The 17,472-nt window shown below is 56.2% G+C and carries 13 protein-coding genes; 8 read left to right on the forward strand and 5 right to left on the reverse strand.

Annotation, left to right across the window (positions count from 1 at the left end; genetic code table 11):
* Window positions 1-17: 17 nt before the first annotated feature.
* A complete protein-coding gene (locus AC6IZD_RS01125) occupies window positions 18-683 on the forward strand; it encodes a response regulator (protein ID WP_497785839.1) in 666 nt (221 codons plus the stop codon).
* Window positions 684-836: 153 nt separating this feature from the next.
* Here AC6IZD_RS01125 and AC6IZD_RS01130 read toward each other — a convergent pair whose 3' ends face one another.
* The 4 genes from AC6IZD_RS01130 to AC6IZD_RS01145 form a co-directional block, all read right to left on the reverse strand.
* Window positions 837-2,291, reverse strand: a complete 1,455-nt coding sequence (locus AC6IZD_RS01130) for a PA14 domain-containing protein (RefSeq protein WP_497785840.1) — start codon at window positions 2,289-2,291, stop codon at window positions 837-839.
* A 183-nt stretch (window positions 2,292-2,474) separates the two neighbouring features.
* A complete protein-coding gene (locus AC6IZD_RS01135) occupies window positions 2,475-3,482 on the reverse strand; it encodes a 3'-5' exoribonuclease YhaM family protein (RefSeq protein ID WP_497785841.1) in 1,008 nt (335 codons plus the stop codon).
* A 93-nt stretch (window positions 3,483-3,575) separates the two neighbouring features.
* A complete protein-coding gene (locus AC6IZD_RS01140; RefSeq protein ID WP_497785842.1) occupies window positions 3,576-4,469 on the reverse strand; it encodes a sensor histidine kinase in 894 nt (297 codons plus the stop codon).
* Window positions 4,470-4,728: 259 nt separating this feature from the next.
* On the reverse strand, window positions 4,729-5,631 hold the full coding sequence (locus AC6IZD_RS01145; protein WP_497785843.1) for an acyl-CoA desaturase: 903 nt from the start codon (window positions 5,629-5,631) through the stop codon (window positions 4,729-4,731).
* 359 nt (window positions 5,632-5,990) lie between these two features.
* On the opposite strand from AC6IZD_RS01145, the gene AC6IZD_RS01150 reads away from it, so the two are divergent.
* From AC6IZD_RS01150 to AC6IZD_RS01165, 4 genes are all read left to right on the forward strand, one after another.
* Window positions 5,991-6,725, forward strand: coding sequence for a DUF5666 domain-containing protein (locus tag AC6IZD_RS01150; RefSeq protein WP_497785844.1), 735 nt, complete (start codon window positions 5,991-5,993; stop codon window positions 6,723-6,725).
* A 196-nt stretch (window positions 6,726-6,921) separates the two neighbouring features.
* A complete protein-coding gene (locus tag AC6IZD_RS01155; RefSeq protein ID WP_497785845.1) occupies window positions 6,922-10,284 on the forward strand; it encodes an outer membrane beta-barrel protein in 3,363 nt (1,120 codons plus the stop codon).
* Between the two features lie 20 nt (window positions 10,285-10,304).
* Window positions 10,305-12,464, forward strand: a complete 2,160-nt coding sequence (locus AC6IZD_RS01160) for a VWA domain-containing protein (protein ID WP_497785846.1) — start codon at window positions 10,305-10,307, stop codon at window positions 12,462-12,464.
* Between the two features lie 158 nt (window positions 12,465-12,622).
* A complete protein-coding gene (locus AC6IZD_RS01165) occupies window positions 12,623-14,806 on the forward strand; it encodes a prolyl oligopeptidase family serine peptidase (RefSeq protein ID WP_497785847.1) in 2,184 nt (727 codons plus the stop codon).
* A 181-nt stretch (window positions 14,807-14,987) separates the two neighbouring features.
* Here AC6IZD_RS01165 and AC6IZD_RS01170 read toward each other — a convergent pair whose 3' ends face one another.
* Entirely contained in the window at window positions 14,988-15,689 is a 702-nt protein-coding gene (locus tag AC6IZD_RS01170) for a hypothetical protein (RefSeq protein WP_497785848.1), read from the reverse strand.
* A gap of 149 nt (window positions 15,690-15,838) precedes the next feature.
* Here AC6IZD_RS01170 and AC6IZD_RS01175 point away from each other — a divergent pair, with 149 nt between their 5' ends.
* From AC6IZD_RS01175 to AC6IZD_RS01185, 3 genes are all read left to right on the forward strand, one after another.
* Entirely contained in the window at window positions 15,839-16,051 is a 213-nt protein-coding gene (locus AC6IZD_RS01175; protein WP_497785849.1) for a hypothetical protein, read from the forward strand.
* A 396-nt stretch (window positions 16,052-16,447) separates the two neighbouring features.
* Window positions 16,448-17,008, forward strand: coding sequence for a hypothetical protein (locus tag AC6IZD_RS01180; protein WP_497785850.1), 561 nt, complete (start codon window positions 16,448-16,450; stop codon window positions 17,006-17,008).
* 164 nt (window positions 17,009-17,172) lie between these two features.
* Window positions 17,173-17,400 (forward strand): hypothetical protein, encoded by a 228-nt coding sequence (locus AC6IZD_RS01185; protein WP_497785851.1) that lies wholly within the window; start codon window positions 17,173-17,175, stop codon window positions 17,398-17,400.
* Window positions 17,401-17,472 lie beyond the last annotated feature (72 nt).

Raw genomic sequence — 17,472 nt, forward strand, 5'->3', positions numbered from 1 at the left:
GTTGAGGGGTGAGGCCAATGCCGAAAATTAAGTGTTTGCTAGTGGACGACCATACATTGTTCCGGCAAGGCGTTCGCCGCCTGCTCGAGAGCGAAAGCGATTGTGAAGTTGTGGGCGAGAGCCCCGACGCAGGCGATGCCGTTGAAAAAGCCCGCGAAATGCGTCCCGACATCGTCCTTATGGACATCGGAATGCCCGGCCTGTCTTCGTTCGAAGCAGCGCGCCACATTCGCAAGAATCGCCCCGAGACCAAGGTCCTTTTCCTCACCATGTACGAGGACGAAGACTACCTTGTGCAGTGCCTCGAAGTAGGCGCCTCTGGCTACGTGCTCAAGGACACCCCCGCACAGCAGCTCGTTACCGCCGTGCGCGATGTCTACAAGGGCGGAAAGTATCTAAGCTCGCAAGTGCTCGGCAAACTTGTCGAAGACTTCCGCGCCCGCGTGCGCGACACCAAGATGCGGCCTCGCATTTCGACCCTCACCCCGCGTGAGCGCGAAATCCTGAAGCTGCTCGCCGAAGGCAATTCGGTTAAGGAAATTGCCGTCCTGCTCGGCCTCAGCGTGAAGACCGTGGAAGCGCACAAGTTCAACCTCATGCGCAAACTCGACATCCACAACAAGGCCCAACTGGTCACCTACGCGATCCAAAAGAAGATCATCAAGATCCCCGTAAACCAGTAGTTGCAAGCCTGTAGCAACACGAAAGCCCGGATCACCTCCGGGCTTTCGTCATTGTGGTGTCTCGTGGAGCTCCGCGTCTTCTGATTTTGTGGTGTCATCCTGAGCGCAGCGAAGGATTCCTACTGTCTTGTGTTCCTCCTTCTCTGCTTCGGGTCACCTATCAGTGGGCACCTGGCTACTCACTGCCTTCGTCGCTGGAGGTGCAAACTCGTTGAGGTTTAACGGGCGCATCGCCTCACCCGGTGGCTGAATTGCAACGATGAGAGCTAGAGTAGTGGGCGGCCCCTGAAAGTACGGCAAATGGATTGAATGCCATCCTTCGGAAAGCGTGATCGTCGCACTTTGAACCAACGCTTCGTGAACCCCGTCGAGATCGATGAGATTCCGGTCGTCAATTTCAAGACGTGCGCCATCGTCCGATACGAGTTTGAATTCGTACTTGCCGGGCTTGGTCACATAGAATTTGCCGTAGTAGTCGATCGCGAACCATACGCTGCGGTGGGTTACGCCGGGAATGCCGCCCATCTGCGTGATGTTCTGGCCGGGGATGTTGAGAGTGTTGGTGTATAGCGACGCAACTGGATCAATCTTCCGAAGATAATCCACAGAAATCATACCCGAGGGAATCTCGTAAACATCTCCGCAGAAGGCGCTTGCGCTAGGAGTAACTGAGCCAAAGGCGCGAATACTGCCCATGAGCGCCCTCTTCCTTTCGGCCTGTTTCTTTTGGGCGGCAATCGGAAGAGACCGGGAAACATCGACAACCCCAAGATTGCCGGTCGTTCGATCCAGTACAGCTATACGCGCCATTGCGGGCGCTTGCTTGCCTGGAACTTCAACAAAACTGACAAACCCATGCTCCCACAACCGCGCACGATCGGCGTCGTTCAGTTCGTGATCGACGGTCGAGTGCAGATAGTGGGCCACGTCGCCCGTCTCGTCAAAGACGCACATACCGAAGTCGAACTGAACCCGCGGGACGGTACCAATGACTCCGATCTTGCTCAGTGATTCCGGTTTGATCACGACCGCGTAGCGCGTCGCAGTTCCACCGGGCGCGTCGAACACTTTAGCAGTAATTGCAAGCGTGCCGGGCGTGAGGGAGTGATAGCAAGCTGCTTCGTGCAATGCCTCTGGAGTGACGAGTTTCTTCAAGTCTTTCGGAGTGGCGTTCGCCGGAAGGCCGACATAGTATTGGCGGCGGAAAGAGAGACGAACGTGCGGTCTTGAAGTTTCCACCAGGACTGTGTGAAAGCCCGGTTCCGACGATGGGCGGATTGCGATCTGGTAATGAACCGCAGCATTCAGTGCGCAGACTGCGCCCGAAGTGACGTGAAATCCCTTGGCTGAATCATCTTGTTGATTCCCGCGCTCCGACTCGACAACGCGAAGCCAAAGAATGTGTAGAGGAGTTTTGGCTCCGTGTTTGGGCTGTTCGAACACTCGGAATTCTTCGGCAGCCAAATCCGGAATTGGCGCATTGTGGCGATCCCGGGCAACCACGTCGATGACCGCTTCGCGGGAATCAACATGGAAAACTATCCCTGATTCGTGTTCTTGGGCGGCGGGAGAGGTCTGCGCCGAAGCGAATAAACAACACAAGGACACCAGGCAGACTGCACCCAAACTAGGCGCACAGAAGAGGCGTTTTCCATGCATGGCCGGAATTCTTCCTCAGCCCGACAAGTAAGTCAAGGAATCACGCGCTGCTTGGCGAAACTAGGTGGCTGGGTGCCCCAGGTTCGGCGCGCTTTCTGCGCGGCTAACCTGGGATAGCAACCTGCATGGTGCTTATTCGGCCGGAGCGGCCGCCGCTTTTTCCTCTTGCTCCACTGCCTTCAAAAACTTCTGCGTATTCAGCAGCGGACGTGCCAGTGAGGAGTTGTAGGCGGTCCATGGAGATTCCAGATCGGCATCGCGCTCGAATTGTGCGCGCATCGCTTCCATCTTCGAATCCAGATCGTCCATGTAGTGCAGCATCAGCGCTTCGGGGAACATCGGCAGCTTGGGTGAGCCGAACTCGTACTGTCCGTGATGGCTGATGATCAGGTGTTCGACAAGAATCTTTAGCTGTGGCGGGAAATTCGGAATTTGCGCCAGTTTGGCGTGGAGCATTTCTAACTCGATGATCATGTGCCCCAGTAACTGACCTTCGTTGGTGTATCCAAATGAGCGCGAGTAGCTCAACTCGTGCGTCTTTCCAATGTCGTGCAGGAACGCGCCCGTGATCAGCAGGTCGCGATTGATGAACACATAGTTGCGCGCAATCAGATCGCAACTCCGCATCAGCGAAACCACATGCTCCAGCAACCCTCCGATAAACGCATGATGCATCGTCTTCGCCGCGGGAGCGTTGCGATAAGCGCGTGCGATCACCGGATCGGCCATGAATAGTTCGACCAGCTTTCGCAGGCAAGGCTCCTGGATCGTCGCCGCGAACTCCGCCAGCTCCTTCCACAATTCATCGATATCCTTCGATGTTTTCGGCAGATAGTCGGAGAACTCAATCTCCTGCTCGCTTACTTTGCGGATCTTGTGAATCGTGAGCTGCCAGCGCTGGTTGTACTTGTTGATGAGTCCTTTGATCTTTACGACGTCGTCCTGCTCAAATGTGTGGGCGCACTCTTCGACGTTGTCCCACATCTTCGCCTGCAGCGATCCCGTTCGATCCGTCAGCGTCAGGTCCAGATACGGTTCACCGCTTTTTTTTGCTTTGATCTGCTTATTGCTGACGACGAAGCTGGTGACGATTACGTTGTTTTCCTGCTGTGCTGCGTCGCGAATGTAAAACTCTTTCATGAATGCGCATCCTGAGCCCGGCGGGAGCAGGGCGATACGTAATGGTATCGCGGAACGCGCTCAACGGATAGCAGTAAACATCTGCAGAAAAATCTAAGATTTATCCCTGGGCAGTCGCACCGTTACTGTAGCGCCGCGACCTTCACCTTCACTTGTGGCATAAGCTCGCCCGCCATGACGACGCGCAATTCCTCCAACGATGTACAGTCCCAATCCCGTTCCTTTCACGCGCTGCCGGAAACGTCCGTTGACACGATAGAACCGGCGGAAAATTCGTTTCAACTCGCCTTGAGGAATGCCTTGTCCCTTGTCGGTAACGCGCACAAGTAGATCGGTGCCTTCATCGATAATGTCCACCGTGATCGCGATTTTGTTCGGCGAATACTTCACGGCATTCTCCAACAGGTTATCGACCACCGATCGCAGTTCCTCCGGATCGCCTTGCACAATCGGCGGTTCGGTTGTGTAGTTCACAAAGCGCAGGGTGTCATCGGCAAGGTGATGCCGCACCTTGGCCAGCGCGGCACATTCGCGAACGATGTCTGTCAGATCGACACGCTGGAAATTGACCTTGTTCTTTTGCGCCAGATGCCCGGCTCGCAGCACCTGTTCCACCGTGTTGATCAGTCTGTCGGTATCTTCCAGCATCACGCCGTAAAACTGCTTTCGCTGAGCTTCGTTCAGGTCTCGCGATTGCAGGGTTTCCAGATACAAGCGGATCGAGGCAATCGGAGTCTTCAGTTCGTGCGTCACGGAATTGATGAAGCTGTCATGCTGCTCGCTCCGCCGCACCTCGCGTACGAGGAAGATTGTGTTCAGAGTGATTCCCGTAATGATGAACCCGAAGAACAAGACGCCCAGCACAATCATGCCGACTTCTTGCCAGCGGATCATCCACGTGATGTTCAAGGCCAATGCGAACGCGACCGAGCACGCGCCCAGCACGATGAAGACCGCAATAGCCTTGTTGCGAGATGAGATCGGCATATTTCAGCTAGATACTAGGCGAGGTCGCCAACGCGAGTAAAGAGGCATCAGCAATAGATCCTACGCGTGACTCAACGGCACCAGGACTGCCGTGCGGTAGGTGCCGCTATCGCCGGGTGCCCCAGGTTCGCGCCCCATTGTTGGGCGCTAACCTGGGACTGCAAAATGCTTGTATCTATCTTTCATCGAAACCTTTCATCGAAACGCAAAAAGCCCCGGCCACTTCGGGCCAGGGCTCTCAAACCTTCTATGTATCGCTCTAATCGCCTGCGACAGCCTGATTTCTATCAGCCTGTCCTCGGTTCACCAGCACTGGCCCTCGCTGAATCTCTTTCACTCGGCCATCTGTCCGAGGTAACTTGATGTCGCGTGCCAAGCCGAGGGCCTTGAACGCCGAAATCACGTACCAGTTCGTATCAACTTCCCACCAGCGCAGCCCATGTCGAGCCGAACTCGGATGGGCGTGATGATTGTTGTGCCAGCCTTCGCCGAAAGTCAGCAGTGCGATCAGGAAATTGTTGGTCGAGTCGTCGCCCGTAGCCCAGCGCCGGGATCCCCAAATGTGAGTAGCCGAATTCACCAGCCACGTCGCATGCAGACCCAACACCGTGCGCAGGAAAACGCCCCACAGTGTCACCTGCCATCCGAACAGCAGCAGCACGGCAACGCCCACCACAACCTGCGTGACCCAGTGATACTTGCTCAGCCACAGGTAGAACTTATCTCTACGCAGATCCGGCACATAGGGGCCAAGCTCTTCCGTCTCCTGGTGCAGCGCCTTTCCCATCAGGATCCAGCCCATGTGCGACCACCACTTGCCATCGCGCGGCGAGTGCGGATCGCCTTCCTTATCCGTCAACTGATGGTGAATGCGGTGAATTCCCACCCAGAAGATTGGCCCGCCCTCCAGCGCCAGCGTTCCGCATACAGCCAGCGAGTATTCCAGCCACTTCGGGCAGCGGAATCCGCGATGCGTAAGCAAACGATGATAGCCAACTCCAATTCCCAGCGATCCTGATATCCACCACAGTACCGCCGCCACGGCCACGCCTTTCCATGTGAAATTGAAAAGCGCCACCAAGGCGAGTGCGTGATAAATGAACATCACAATTGCCGTAAGCCAATTAATCTCGTTGTTTTCTTCTGATCTCACCCAAGCCATCCTTTTCGTGAGCTTCGTTGCGCGCCGCGGAATCGGCAGACCGGAGCAACAGAAAGCCACGCCACATTACTTGTATAGATAGCAGGCGGGCTGAGTAGGCATTGTAAGAGTTTTGTAAGTCGGCATTTCCTATCCATCACACTCTAAGACGCGGCAAAGACGACTGTGAGGATGATCTCTGGAAACTCTTGAAACCTCATCAGCAATCCACAACTCTCGATTCGAGATTCGGAACCTTGCATTTGCAAAGAAATGTTAATTTCGCCCCGACTGCCCCCGCCGTTGTCAACGTGCCACTCTGCTCCGCGTCTATCTTGGTGTAAGTCTTTCAAGAAAGTTCAGCTACGAGGGAAAGTAGAATGCAACGCACGATTCTCGGCTTTGTGGCAGTAGCAGCAGTGGCAGCAGTTTTTTCCACCACGGCGATCGCACAGGATGCGCCTCAAGGTCCCCCTCCCGGCATCGGTTCCGGCCATGGTGCACGCCCCTTCAACGGCGTTGGCGGCGAAATAACGGCCATCGAAGGCTCGACCATCACCCTGCACACTTTTCGTGGCGAAACCGCGAAGGTAAAGCTCACGTCCTCCACTCGTTTCATGAAGGATCGCGCCGAAGGTAAGCTCTCCGACTTCAAAGTCGGTGATCGCGTCTTCGTCGCCGGACAGCAGGACAAGGATGGCGTGTGGACAGCCGAAATGCTAGGCCAGCGCAGCAGTGGATTCGGTGGTCCTGGTGGCCCCGGCATGCAAATGAATCCGGCTGACAATGGCAAGACTTACATCCTCGGAGAACTCGTCAAGGTAGATGGCACCCGCCTCACCATTCGCAAGCCCGACAGCACCGAGCAGGTCATCGAAGTGGATGACGACACCTCGTTTCGCAATCAGCGCCACGAAAGCGTCACGCTGGCCGACATCAAGGTCGGAGACTTCGTTCGCGGCATGGGCTCCGTCAAGAATGGCATCTTCGTTCCCAAGGAACTCAATGCAGGGCGCCCGCGTGGTCCGCGTCCCGATGCTCCTCCGCCCGCGTCCGATGGTTCCTCGGCCCCCGGCGCACAACCCGCACCTGAATCCAATGGCAAAAAGAATTAGGGGCAGGGAATCGATCATGTTATCGACCACTGGAGCTAGTAAGCGGGTAGCACTGGACCTTGGATTGATCCTTGGGATTTGCATTGGCCTCACGTCGGCCCTGGCGCAAGAAACTTCCCCTGCGTCCGCCGCGCCCACAGCATCCTCATCTTCCGCCACGCCCTCGGAAAACACATCGGCCGCACAGGGAGCAAACATGACACCCTTAAGCGCGCAGGCATTCTCAATTCGTGGCGTGATCCGCTCCGGCGCGTCCAAACTTCCTGGAGTCAGCATCATTGCGGCTCACTCGCTTACCGGGCGCAAGATCATCACTTCCACCGACGTAGATGGCTCGTTCCGTCTCGATCTGCCCTCTCGCGGACGCTGGGTCTTGCGTGCTGAATTCCCAGCCTTCGCCGCGCAGTCAGCCGAAATCGTCCTCACGCCGACTGCTCCCGATGCCACACATGACTTCGATCTGGTTCTCGAGTCTCGCGCGCCAAAAACGACCGACACCGAATCTGCATCGGCCACAGATCAACCTCAACTGCGCCAGCGTGTCGCCGGAGCCACGATGAACGGCACCCGCAGCGCCCAGCGCCTCACGCTCAGTGCCGATGATGCTGCTCTGGCGCAATCATCCGGCGATACAGAATCTAACGGTACCAACGGCAGCTCAAACGGTGTAAATGGTTTCGCCACAAGTGCCGACGCCACAAATCAGTCTGTCTCTGTCACCGGACGAGGCGGCAACGCTCAGGACTTCGGCCTGCAGAATATGGATGATCTCCGCGATCGCATCGAAGAAATGCGGGCTCGTGGACAACTTGGCGGAGGCCAAGGCGGTCCCGGCGGAGGCGATGGCGTCTTCATGATGGGCGGTGGCCCGCCTCCCGGAGGACCTGGTGGCCCCGGCGGCGGACGCATGCGCATGGGCTCTTTGACCCGCCCCCACGGACAAATCTTTTACCGCGCCAGCAATGGTGCGCTCGATGCCTCTCCCTACTCTCTCAGTGGAGAGCCTTCGGCCAAGCCTGCATATGGTGCGAACCGCTTTGGCGGAATGCTTGGCGGTCCGTTCAAGATTCCGCACGTTTATGACGATGGCGGCAAGACATTCATGTTCGTGAACTATTCCGGCACGCGCAGCACCACTCCTTACGACGTGTTCTCGCACGTACCCACGCTTGCCGAGCGCGGCCAGCTTACAGCCACCGATGCGCCCGGTACCTACGACGCAAACTTCTGCTCCAGCACGGCGAGTTGCTCCGTCAGGATTTACGATCCGACGCATCCCGGCCAGTTGCTTGGCAACAACGGACAGGCCCTGCCAGCCGCACTCATTCAGAGCAGCCCGAACTACCAGGCCGTAAAGACGCTGCTCGCATACATTCCGCTTCCTAACGTCACTAACGGTTCGACGCAAAACTTCCGGTATTCCTCCGCTGCTGATTCCAACTCCGATATGCTAGGCATCCGTCTCACCCACAACTTCGGAGCCAATGCTCAGAGCGGTCCCATGCCTCCTCCGCCTCCCGGAGCGCATGATTTCGGTGGCGGCACGCGAAGCCGTCGCCCGCGCAATAACCTCAGCTTTGGCTTTAACTATCAGCGCAACGAGTCGCAAACGCTTGAGCCGTTTCCGTCTGTCGGAGGCAATACTCACAGCAACGGCTTCAACGCCAACGTCGGTTGGGCGCTTAGCAAAGGCAAGCTCAGCAATCAGCTTCGCTTCACTTGGAACCGCAGCCGTGCACACACTGGAAATTTCTATGCCGGAGTAACCGATGTCGTCTCACTTGCTGGAATCAACGGAGTGTCTTCTGGTCCGGACAATGCAATCAACTGGGGAGTGCCCAATCTGTCCTTTGCTGACTTTACCGGGCTTACCGACGTCACTCCATCTCTGCGCGACTCTCAAACGTTCAGCCTGAGTGAGAACTTCGGATGGGTGCGCGGCAAGCATCACTTCCATTTCGGAGCTGACTATCGCTGGATCGACAACCTCGCCTACGCCAGCTCCAATCCGCGCGGAACATTCACCTTCACTGGTTCGTCCACCGCAAACTACGTGAATGGTGTCGCAGCTTCTGGAACGGGATACGACTTCGCAGATTTCCTGCTCGGCTATGCGCAGCAGACTTCGCTGGCCTACTCCAGCGTCCGTGACGAATACCTCGCTCACAGTTACGACTTCTTCGCGCAAGACGATTGGCGTGTGCGCAGCAATCTGACCATCAATTACGGACTTCGCTACGAATTCATCTCGCCCTTTGACGAGGCCCACAACCGCATCACCAACCTGCTTGCCAACTATGACGCCAGCGGCGCATTTCAGGGCGTTACCCTCGTATCTCCTGGCAGCAGCTTTGGTCATTCTCTGATTCGCCCCGACCATAACAATTTCGCGCCGCGCCTCGGAATAGCTTGGAAGCCCTTCGGCAACAAGACCGTGGTGCGTGCCGGATACAGCATTAACTACAACCTTGGGCAGTACGCCTCTATCGTGCAAAACCTCGCGTCGCAGCCGCCTTACGCTGTCACGCAGACGAACACTGCTCCCGCTACCGCACCGAACACGACACTCACGTTGATCAACGGCTTTACCGATCCCAACGCCAACTCTTCGGTGATAACCAACAGCTTCGGCATCGATCCCAACTACCGCATTGCCTACGTGCAGATGTGGAATCTCAACGTCCAGCACGAGCTCACGCCAACGCTACTCATTAACATTGGCTATACCGGCAGCAAAGGAACAGCACTCGACATGCTGCGCGCCCCTAATCGCTCCGCCTCGGGACTCAAGATCGCCGATGTTGAGCCGTTCAATTGGGAAACCTCTCAGGGTTCATCCATACTGCACGCGGGTTCGCTTCGCGTTCGCAAACGCATGAGCCACGGCGTTTCTGTCGGAGGCACCTACACCTACTCCAAGTCGATCGACAACGCATCTTCCATCGGAGGAGGCACTCAGGTTGTTGCGCAGAACGATATGGACCTCCGTGCCGAGCGTGGACTCTCCAGCTTCGACCAGCGACACAAGTTCACCGGCGACTGGATGTACGAATTGCCCTTTGGCGAAGGCCGCCGCTGGCTTACCAAGCCTGGACTCGCGCAAAAGGCTTTTGGTGACTGGATGCTTCAGAGCAGCTTCACACTGGCTTCCGGGACGCCGTTCACAGCACGCGTCCTCAGCAACATTTCTGACGTAGCTCGCGGCACCAACGGCACACTGCGCGCTGACTACAACGGCGAGTCTATTCAGGTTGGCAACCGCAGCCTCGGACGCTGGTTCAACACCGCAGCCTTCTCCGAACCTGCCTCTGGCAGCTACGGCAATGCGGGACGCAACACGATCATCGGCCCTGGAAGCTTCGTGATGAATCTCGCGCTGTCGAAGAATTTCCCCATTCACGAAACTACCGGACTGGAAGCGCGCGCCGAAGCGTCCAACGTGCTGAACCACCCCAATTATTCAAGCATCGACACCACCGTGAACTCTGCCACCTTTGGCCAGGTGATCTCCGTGGCGTCTATGCGAAAAATGACCTTGTCCTTGCAGTACAGGTTCTAAGCGTTGCGAAAGATTTGCTTATGTCGATGAATAAGTGCGGATACGAAATCATGCGCAGGACTCTCGCCCTGCTTGTCTGCTGTTCCATGCTCATTCCACCGGCCGCTCTCGCGCAGGACACTCATTCTGGTGACAGTGGTTTCACATTCCGTGTTACCAGCGATCTGGTGCTTGTCTCCGTCACAGTGCGCGACAAGAAAGGCGACCTCGTCCGTGGCCTTCAGCAGAGCGACTTCACCGTGCTCGAAGACGGAAAAGCGCAGCGCATCCAGAGCTTTGACCTTGAGGACGTTGGCAACTTCGCCCCCGCAGCTCCACAGTCTGGCCCGGCGCAGGCGGAATCCGTAGCCACATCCGCCGACCTGCTCACAAGCAAGAAAGCTCCTACCCACGAGGCCCTCAAGGATCGTCGCCTCATCGTCCTCTTCTTAGACCTCAGTTCGTTGCAAAGCGACGACAGTGATCGCGCCATTGAAAGTGCGAAGAACTTCGTCGCCAAGCAGATGACGCCAGCCGATCTTGTTTCGATCGTCACCTTTGATACCTCGCTCAAGATTGCGCAGGACTTCACCGCCGACAAGAAGCGTCTTGCCTCCGCTCTCGACCGCATTGCCGGAAACGAGGGATCCGGACAGGAATCCGGCACCACGGGCACCAGCGAAGGCACAGCCGACGACGCTGGTTCATTCGTTGCCGACGATACCGACTACAACACTTTCAACACCGATCTGCGATTGCAGGCGCTTTCCACGATTGCCAAGAATCTCGCGGGTATCGATCAGAAGAAGTCAATTCTCTACTTCAGCAGTGGCATGACGAAGACTGGCGTTGAGAACCAGGCTCAGCTTCGTGCTGCGGTCAACGCCGCTGTGCGTTCCAACGTCTCGATCTACTCTGTTGATTCTCGAGGCCTTGAAGCAATGCCTCCCGGCGGAGGTGCAGGCTCTGCTAGCCTGCGCGGAGCCTCTGCCTATAGCGGCGCTGCCGTGCAAAACGATCTCGACTCCAACTTCGCGAGCCAGGAAACGCTTGTCACCATCGCCAATGACACTGGCGGCAAAGCCTTCCTCGACTCCAACGATTTCAGTAAGGCTTACGCCAAGGTTCAGGCCGACAGCGAAACCTATTACGTGCTGGGCTATCGCAGCTCGAATGCCAATAAGGACGGACGTTTCCGCCGCATTCAGGTCAAGCTCAACCGCAAGGATCTGAAGCTGGAATACCGCCTCGGCTACTACGGCCCTCGGGATTTCCAACACTTCACCAAGGAAGATCGCGAAGAGCAGTTGCAGGAAGAGATGATGTCCGATCTTCCTAACACCGATCTGCCCGTCTATCTCGCCACCGGATATTTCCGCAATGCGGATGGCAAGTTCTACGTTCCTGTCTCGATCATCGTCCCCGGTTCAGCTATCGCCGTACAGCGCGACAAAGACAAAGCCTCGCTCGACATCCTCGGCATGGTGCGCGACAAGGAAACAAAGTTCCCCATCGGCAACATTCGCGACACCATAAAGCTCTCCGTCGAACAGACGCAAAGCGTCACCGCCGCTGGCCAGCAGCAACCGACCGACAACGCGAACCCGCAGCCTGCAGCTCAAACGACTGTGCCCGCAAAGCGCAAGAACGTGCAGTACACCACTCGGTTCCTGCTTCCGCCCGGCAAATATCACCTTAAGTTTGTCGTGCGTGAAAATCAGAATGGCCGCATCGGAACCTTCGAAAGCGATCTTGTCATCCCAGATCTTCGCAAAGAGAAGATGAAGGTCAGTTCAGTCATGCTTTCCAGCCAGAAGATTCCTGCGGGGAAGAAATCGCAGGACAATCCTCTGGTCGGCGACGGACAGGAGATCGTCCCCAACATCGCTCACGTCTTCACACCCGACCAGTCCATGACGCTCTACTACGAGGTCTATGACCCCGCCAAGTTGCCGGAGAAGAAGGATTCGATCCACGTGATGACGAACATCCAGTTCTTCCGCGGCAAGGTGAAGGTTTACGAAACCCCGCTTGTCGCAGCCGAACACTTGAATGTCGCCGATCGCAAAGCAGCCGCCTTCCAGTTCGAAGTTCCCATGAAGACGCTCACCCCTGGCTGGTACACATGCCAGGTGAACGTGATCGACGATGCCGGTGCTTCCTTCGCCTTCCCCCGCACTCAGGTATTAGTGCGCCAGTAAGGAGAAACTCGAGGGTGCCCCATCCTAAACTCGGTTTTTTGATTTTAGGGTGGGGTAGTGACGCTGCTCTTGCTCTGCTTTCACCCACCAGCTCTGAACCTTGCCTCTGCTTCCTCCTCGCATTTACCCTTGCATGCACTTATGAATTCGAGGTCCCGATGACACACAAATTCCTCATCCTTGCAGCTCTGCTCTGTACGCCACTAGCGTTCGCACAGCAAAATGAAGGAGTGAAGAAGTTCGAATACCCCAAGGCTCCCACCAGCAATCAGGTTGACGATTATCATGGCACTAAGGTCGCCGATCCCTATCGTCCGCTCGAAGACCCTGATTCGGCGCCCACGCGCGCCTGGGTCGAAGCCGAAAACAAGCTCACCTTCGGCTATCTCGAACAGATTCCCGCGCGTGAAAAGATCCGCTCTCGCATGAAGGAGCTTATGAACTACGAGCGCTACTCCGTTCCCGAGAAACGCGGTTCGCGCTACTTCTACTCGCACAACACGGGACTGCAAAACCAGAGCGTGTACTACTGGCTGCCTTCGCTCGACGCCGAGCCTCGCTTGCTGCTCGATCCCAATACACTGTCTTCCGATGGCACCGTAGCCGTCAGCGGCACCGCGCTCAGTGACGACGGATCGTTGCTCGCCTACAGCCTTTCTAGCTCCGGTTCGGACTGGATGGAGTGGCACGTGCGCGATGTCGCGAGCGGCAAAGACCTTCCAGACGTCATCAAGTGGTCCAAGTTCTCTCCGGCTTCATTCACCAAGGATGGCAAGGGATTCTTCTACAGCCGCTACGATGAGCCCAAAGAGCAATCCATGCTGCGCGACGCCAACTACTATCAGAAGCTCTACTATCACAAGCTTGGCACGCCGCAGTCGCAGGACACGCTTATCTACAAGCGCGACGACCAGAAGGAATGGGGCTTCAGCGGCACGGTCACTGATGATGGACGCTACCTAATCATCCACATCAGCGAAGGAACCGACCCGAAGAATCGCGTCTACTACAAGGACCTCGCCGCCGCCGATAGTCCCGTCATTGCTTTGCTCGATAAGAAAGATGCGGTTTACAACTTCATCGACAACGATGGCCCCGTCTTCTGGTTTGTGACGAACCTCAACGCTCCTCTGAGCCGCGTCATTGCCATCGACACACGCAATCCCGCGCCCGATCAGTGGAAGACCATCATCCCCGAAACGAAGGAAACTCTCCAGGGCGCAGCTACGCTTGACAACAAGTTCGTCGCCAGCTATCTGAAGGACGCGCATAGCGAGGTTCGCGTCTTCAGCTTGGATGGAAAGCTTCTGCGCACCATTGCGACTCCGGGCCTAGGCACTGTCGGCGGATTCAACGGTAAGCGCACCGACCGTGAGACGTTCTACTCCTACACCAGCTACTCCACGCCGAGCACCGTTTATCGCTACGACATGACAACGGGCACCAGCACGGTTTTCCGCCGCCCAGTCGTTAAGTTCAATCCTGATGATTACGAAACGCGACAGGTCTTCTACAACAGCAAAGATGGCACGCGCGTTCCCATGTTCATCACGTCGAAGAAGGGAATTGAACTCGACGGCAACAATCCCACGCTGCTCTATGGATACGGCGGGTTCGACATTTCGCTGACGCCAGCCTTCAGCGTTTCCAATCTCGTTTGGATGGAGATGGGCGGCGTTTACGCCGTAGCCAATCTCCGCGGGGGCGGCGAGTACGGCGAGCCCTGGCATCTCGCAGGAACCAAGCTGCAAAAGCAGAATGTCTTCGATGACTTCATCTCGGCCGCTGAATGGCTCATCGCCAACAAGTACACGCAGCCTAAGAAGCTGGCCATCAGCGGACGCAGCAACGGCGGTCTCCTCGTCGGAGCCGTTCTTGCTGAGCGCCCCGACCTGTTTGGTGCCACGCTTCCCGGTGTCGGCGTGATGGACATGCTGCGCTTCCACAAATTTACCATCGGCTGGGCGTGGACCAGCGACTACGGATCATCCGACAATCCTGAGGAGTTCAAGGCGATCTATAAATACTCGCCTTTGCACAACCTCAAGCCCGGAACGAAGTATCCACCCACGTTCATCGTCACCGCCGATCACGACGACCGCGTAGTCCCGGCGCACAGCTTCAAGTTCGCGGCAACCTTGCAGGCTGATCAGTCGGCCGATTCACCTGTGCTCATCCGCATCGAAACCAAGGCAGGACACGGCGCAGGCAAGCCCATTTCGAAAGCCATTGATGAAGTCACAGATGAATGGAGCTTCCTCGTAAAGAACCTCGGCATGAGCGAAGACCCGTGGGCCTCGGCAAGCAAGAAGGAGCCACACGCTGGAGGCACAACCAAGTAGAAGTTTTTGCAAGATGTGTTGGTGGCCCAGAGTTGGCGTTTTTCCAACTCTGGGTCTGCTTCGATCGCAACGAATCTTCAGGCGTGCAACTCACACCATCAGTCCCAGAGTTGGAGCGGAACCGACTCTGGGCCACCCAGCGTCAGATGTCCACCGAATAGCGAACCCATAGCCCTCGGCACTACGTTTCAATCGAAATATGCGCGACTCTCCCCACCACGTAGTCTGCAAATGTCTGCCCCTTATTGATCTGCACAAATCCAAGAGAGCACTTCTGATTTTCCGGCCGCAGCGTGAGCTGGGTTCCTTGCAACTCGACATAACGCACTTTGTATTGATCTCCGCTCTTCACGACGTATAGATTCGGCTCGCGACGCCTGTAGCTTTGTAACGAGTTGTAATGCCTGTCGATCAGCAGGGTTGCCCCAGGTAGAAGTCTCGGACGCATCGCCTCACCCGAATCCTTGTCCGCCTTTGTGATTACGAAACGCTGCCAACTTTGCCGCTCGCTGGCCATCTCCGGACGAATCCTGCGCAGAAAGTTCTTCTTAAAGCGAAGTACCTCGACGATTTCCTCTTTGCTGAAATCACTTTGCAATAGCGCTGCAGGCGCGACAACCGGGATGGAATCGAACAGGTTGCTGTCAGATGTTGGGCTTTTCTTGCGATCCTCGGGCAGAAGGTCGCGTGCGTCCAACCGCAGCACTTCCATCACTCGATCCATAGCCTCTATGCTCAAACCTCTGCGTGCGTTCAAGAAATTCGAAACGTGCGCCTGCTGGAATCCAGCGCGTGTAGCCAGTTCCGTTCCTGTCAACTCACCTTTTTCGATGCGCTCACGAACCAGCGCACGCAAACGATTCTGCATATCGGACATCAACATTGTAGGCTCGCCAATCTATAACTTTCAGAAATGTTTTTAACCGTCATATCTATACTTTAGTAACTTAGAGATAAGATTTTCGTTCCACTCCGCCCCATATCGTGCAATGATTCACCCATCGAACAAAATTGCCAGTAGGAGCTGTACCAATGGAGCAAAGCAGTACCGGGAACGAGACCACGTTCGCCGAGTTTCGTCGTAAGGTTCAAAATTCCGAGCTTCTGGCTTTGGGCGTTGCACATCTTCTCCGGGAAATTCGCTTCACCGGCCGTCTCAGCGTCGTCATTCAGAACGGCACAATACTCAAGTCGGGTTATGAAGAAGGGTACTTTACACGCAAAAGCGACCGCAGGCTTACCTGAGGATTTGCAGGAACTAAACATTGCCGGCGGCACATCCCTTCGCGGATAGTGACGCGGCAAATCAGTTGAAATTACACAGGTCGTCGGAAAACAACCGAGCCCTGTCATTGGCAGCAGCATGGGACGTGCGTGGAGTTCATTCCCGCCCGATTTCATGTCGTGCCGGTGACAGGCTTTTTTATTAGGGGGCGTTGGAACAATGGAAGTTGTTGTTACATCTTCGCAGTCGCGCAGTTTGGAACTGAAGTATTGCGAGCGTTGCGGAAATCTCTGGTTTCGTCGTGCTGGCAGCCATCGGAAAGAATGTGAGCCATGTGCAAGAGTCGAGGTTGCACTTCGAGTCGGAGATCCCGAAGCCTTTCTGCAGTTCTTCACCCGTTTTCGCGCGGAGGCTGCATGAGGAAAGTAGTGAGCAAACCCGGGTTGCAACTCATCTCCGGAGGTTCTCGGTCGTTGCGCGAGAATCTGTCTGCTTATCGTCCGTACACACGTGCGCTGCTGCAGCGCTACTTCCGCATGGCAGTCGATATTGGACGCTTGCCGAGCGTGCTCGGAGGACTCTGCTTCCGTGCCCGCGTCAGTTCTTACAAACTGCATACCTTCGAAGATGCTGTCATCTTTGTTCATGACATCGAGCGGGTTTTCGATCGACTCGAACGTCACTTGCTGGAAATCATCGCCGGAGTAGTGCTGCTGGAATACAGCATTCCTGAAGCGGCATTGCGCTTGGGCATTACCGTTCAACGCGCCGAGCGCCGCTACGCAACCGCGATGGACTCGCTTTCGGACATTTTGCTTGAGGTTGGACTGCTGAGGCCGGTATTCGAGTCTGAAGACGTCGACACCGAAAGAGCGGCTGTCGAAACCTCGGACGCTCTTCCGCCTAAGAAACCTCCGGTTTCGGCTCGAATTGATGCTCAAGCTGCTGTTCATCGGCAGACTTCCTCGGGAGAATAAAGGGAGGGAGTCTGGTGACTTAACGCCGTGCCGCAGATATGAAAGCTGCGGGTATCACGTTTCACCTTTATTCTTCGTGTCTGCATATCTGTTATCATCGGCACCGCGCCGCCTTTTCATAAGGGGCGCGGTGTTTCTTTAAATCCAGCTTCGGAGTGTTTCCCGTGAGCGAAATTCCTGCTCTCCCAGTTCCTCCTGCTCCACCTCTGCGCCGCGATGAAGAGATCGCCCTCGAGATGATGAAATTCATCGCCACTACCACTGGCTACGGCCGCACCGGAACCCCCGGCGCCGGATTCCAGGGCGGCACTGTGTCCCGCGCCGAGGACTACGCCAAGCACCTCCTCGATCTCTTCGGCCAATGCCTCGAAACCGTTCGAGCCAAGCGATAAGCGCGGTTAACCTTCTGAGCGCCTGAGCGTTGCGGGAGAGCCGATCCCTGATCGGGTTCTCCCATGTTGCAC

It is taken from the genome of Koromonas humicola, assembly GCF_059726255.1.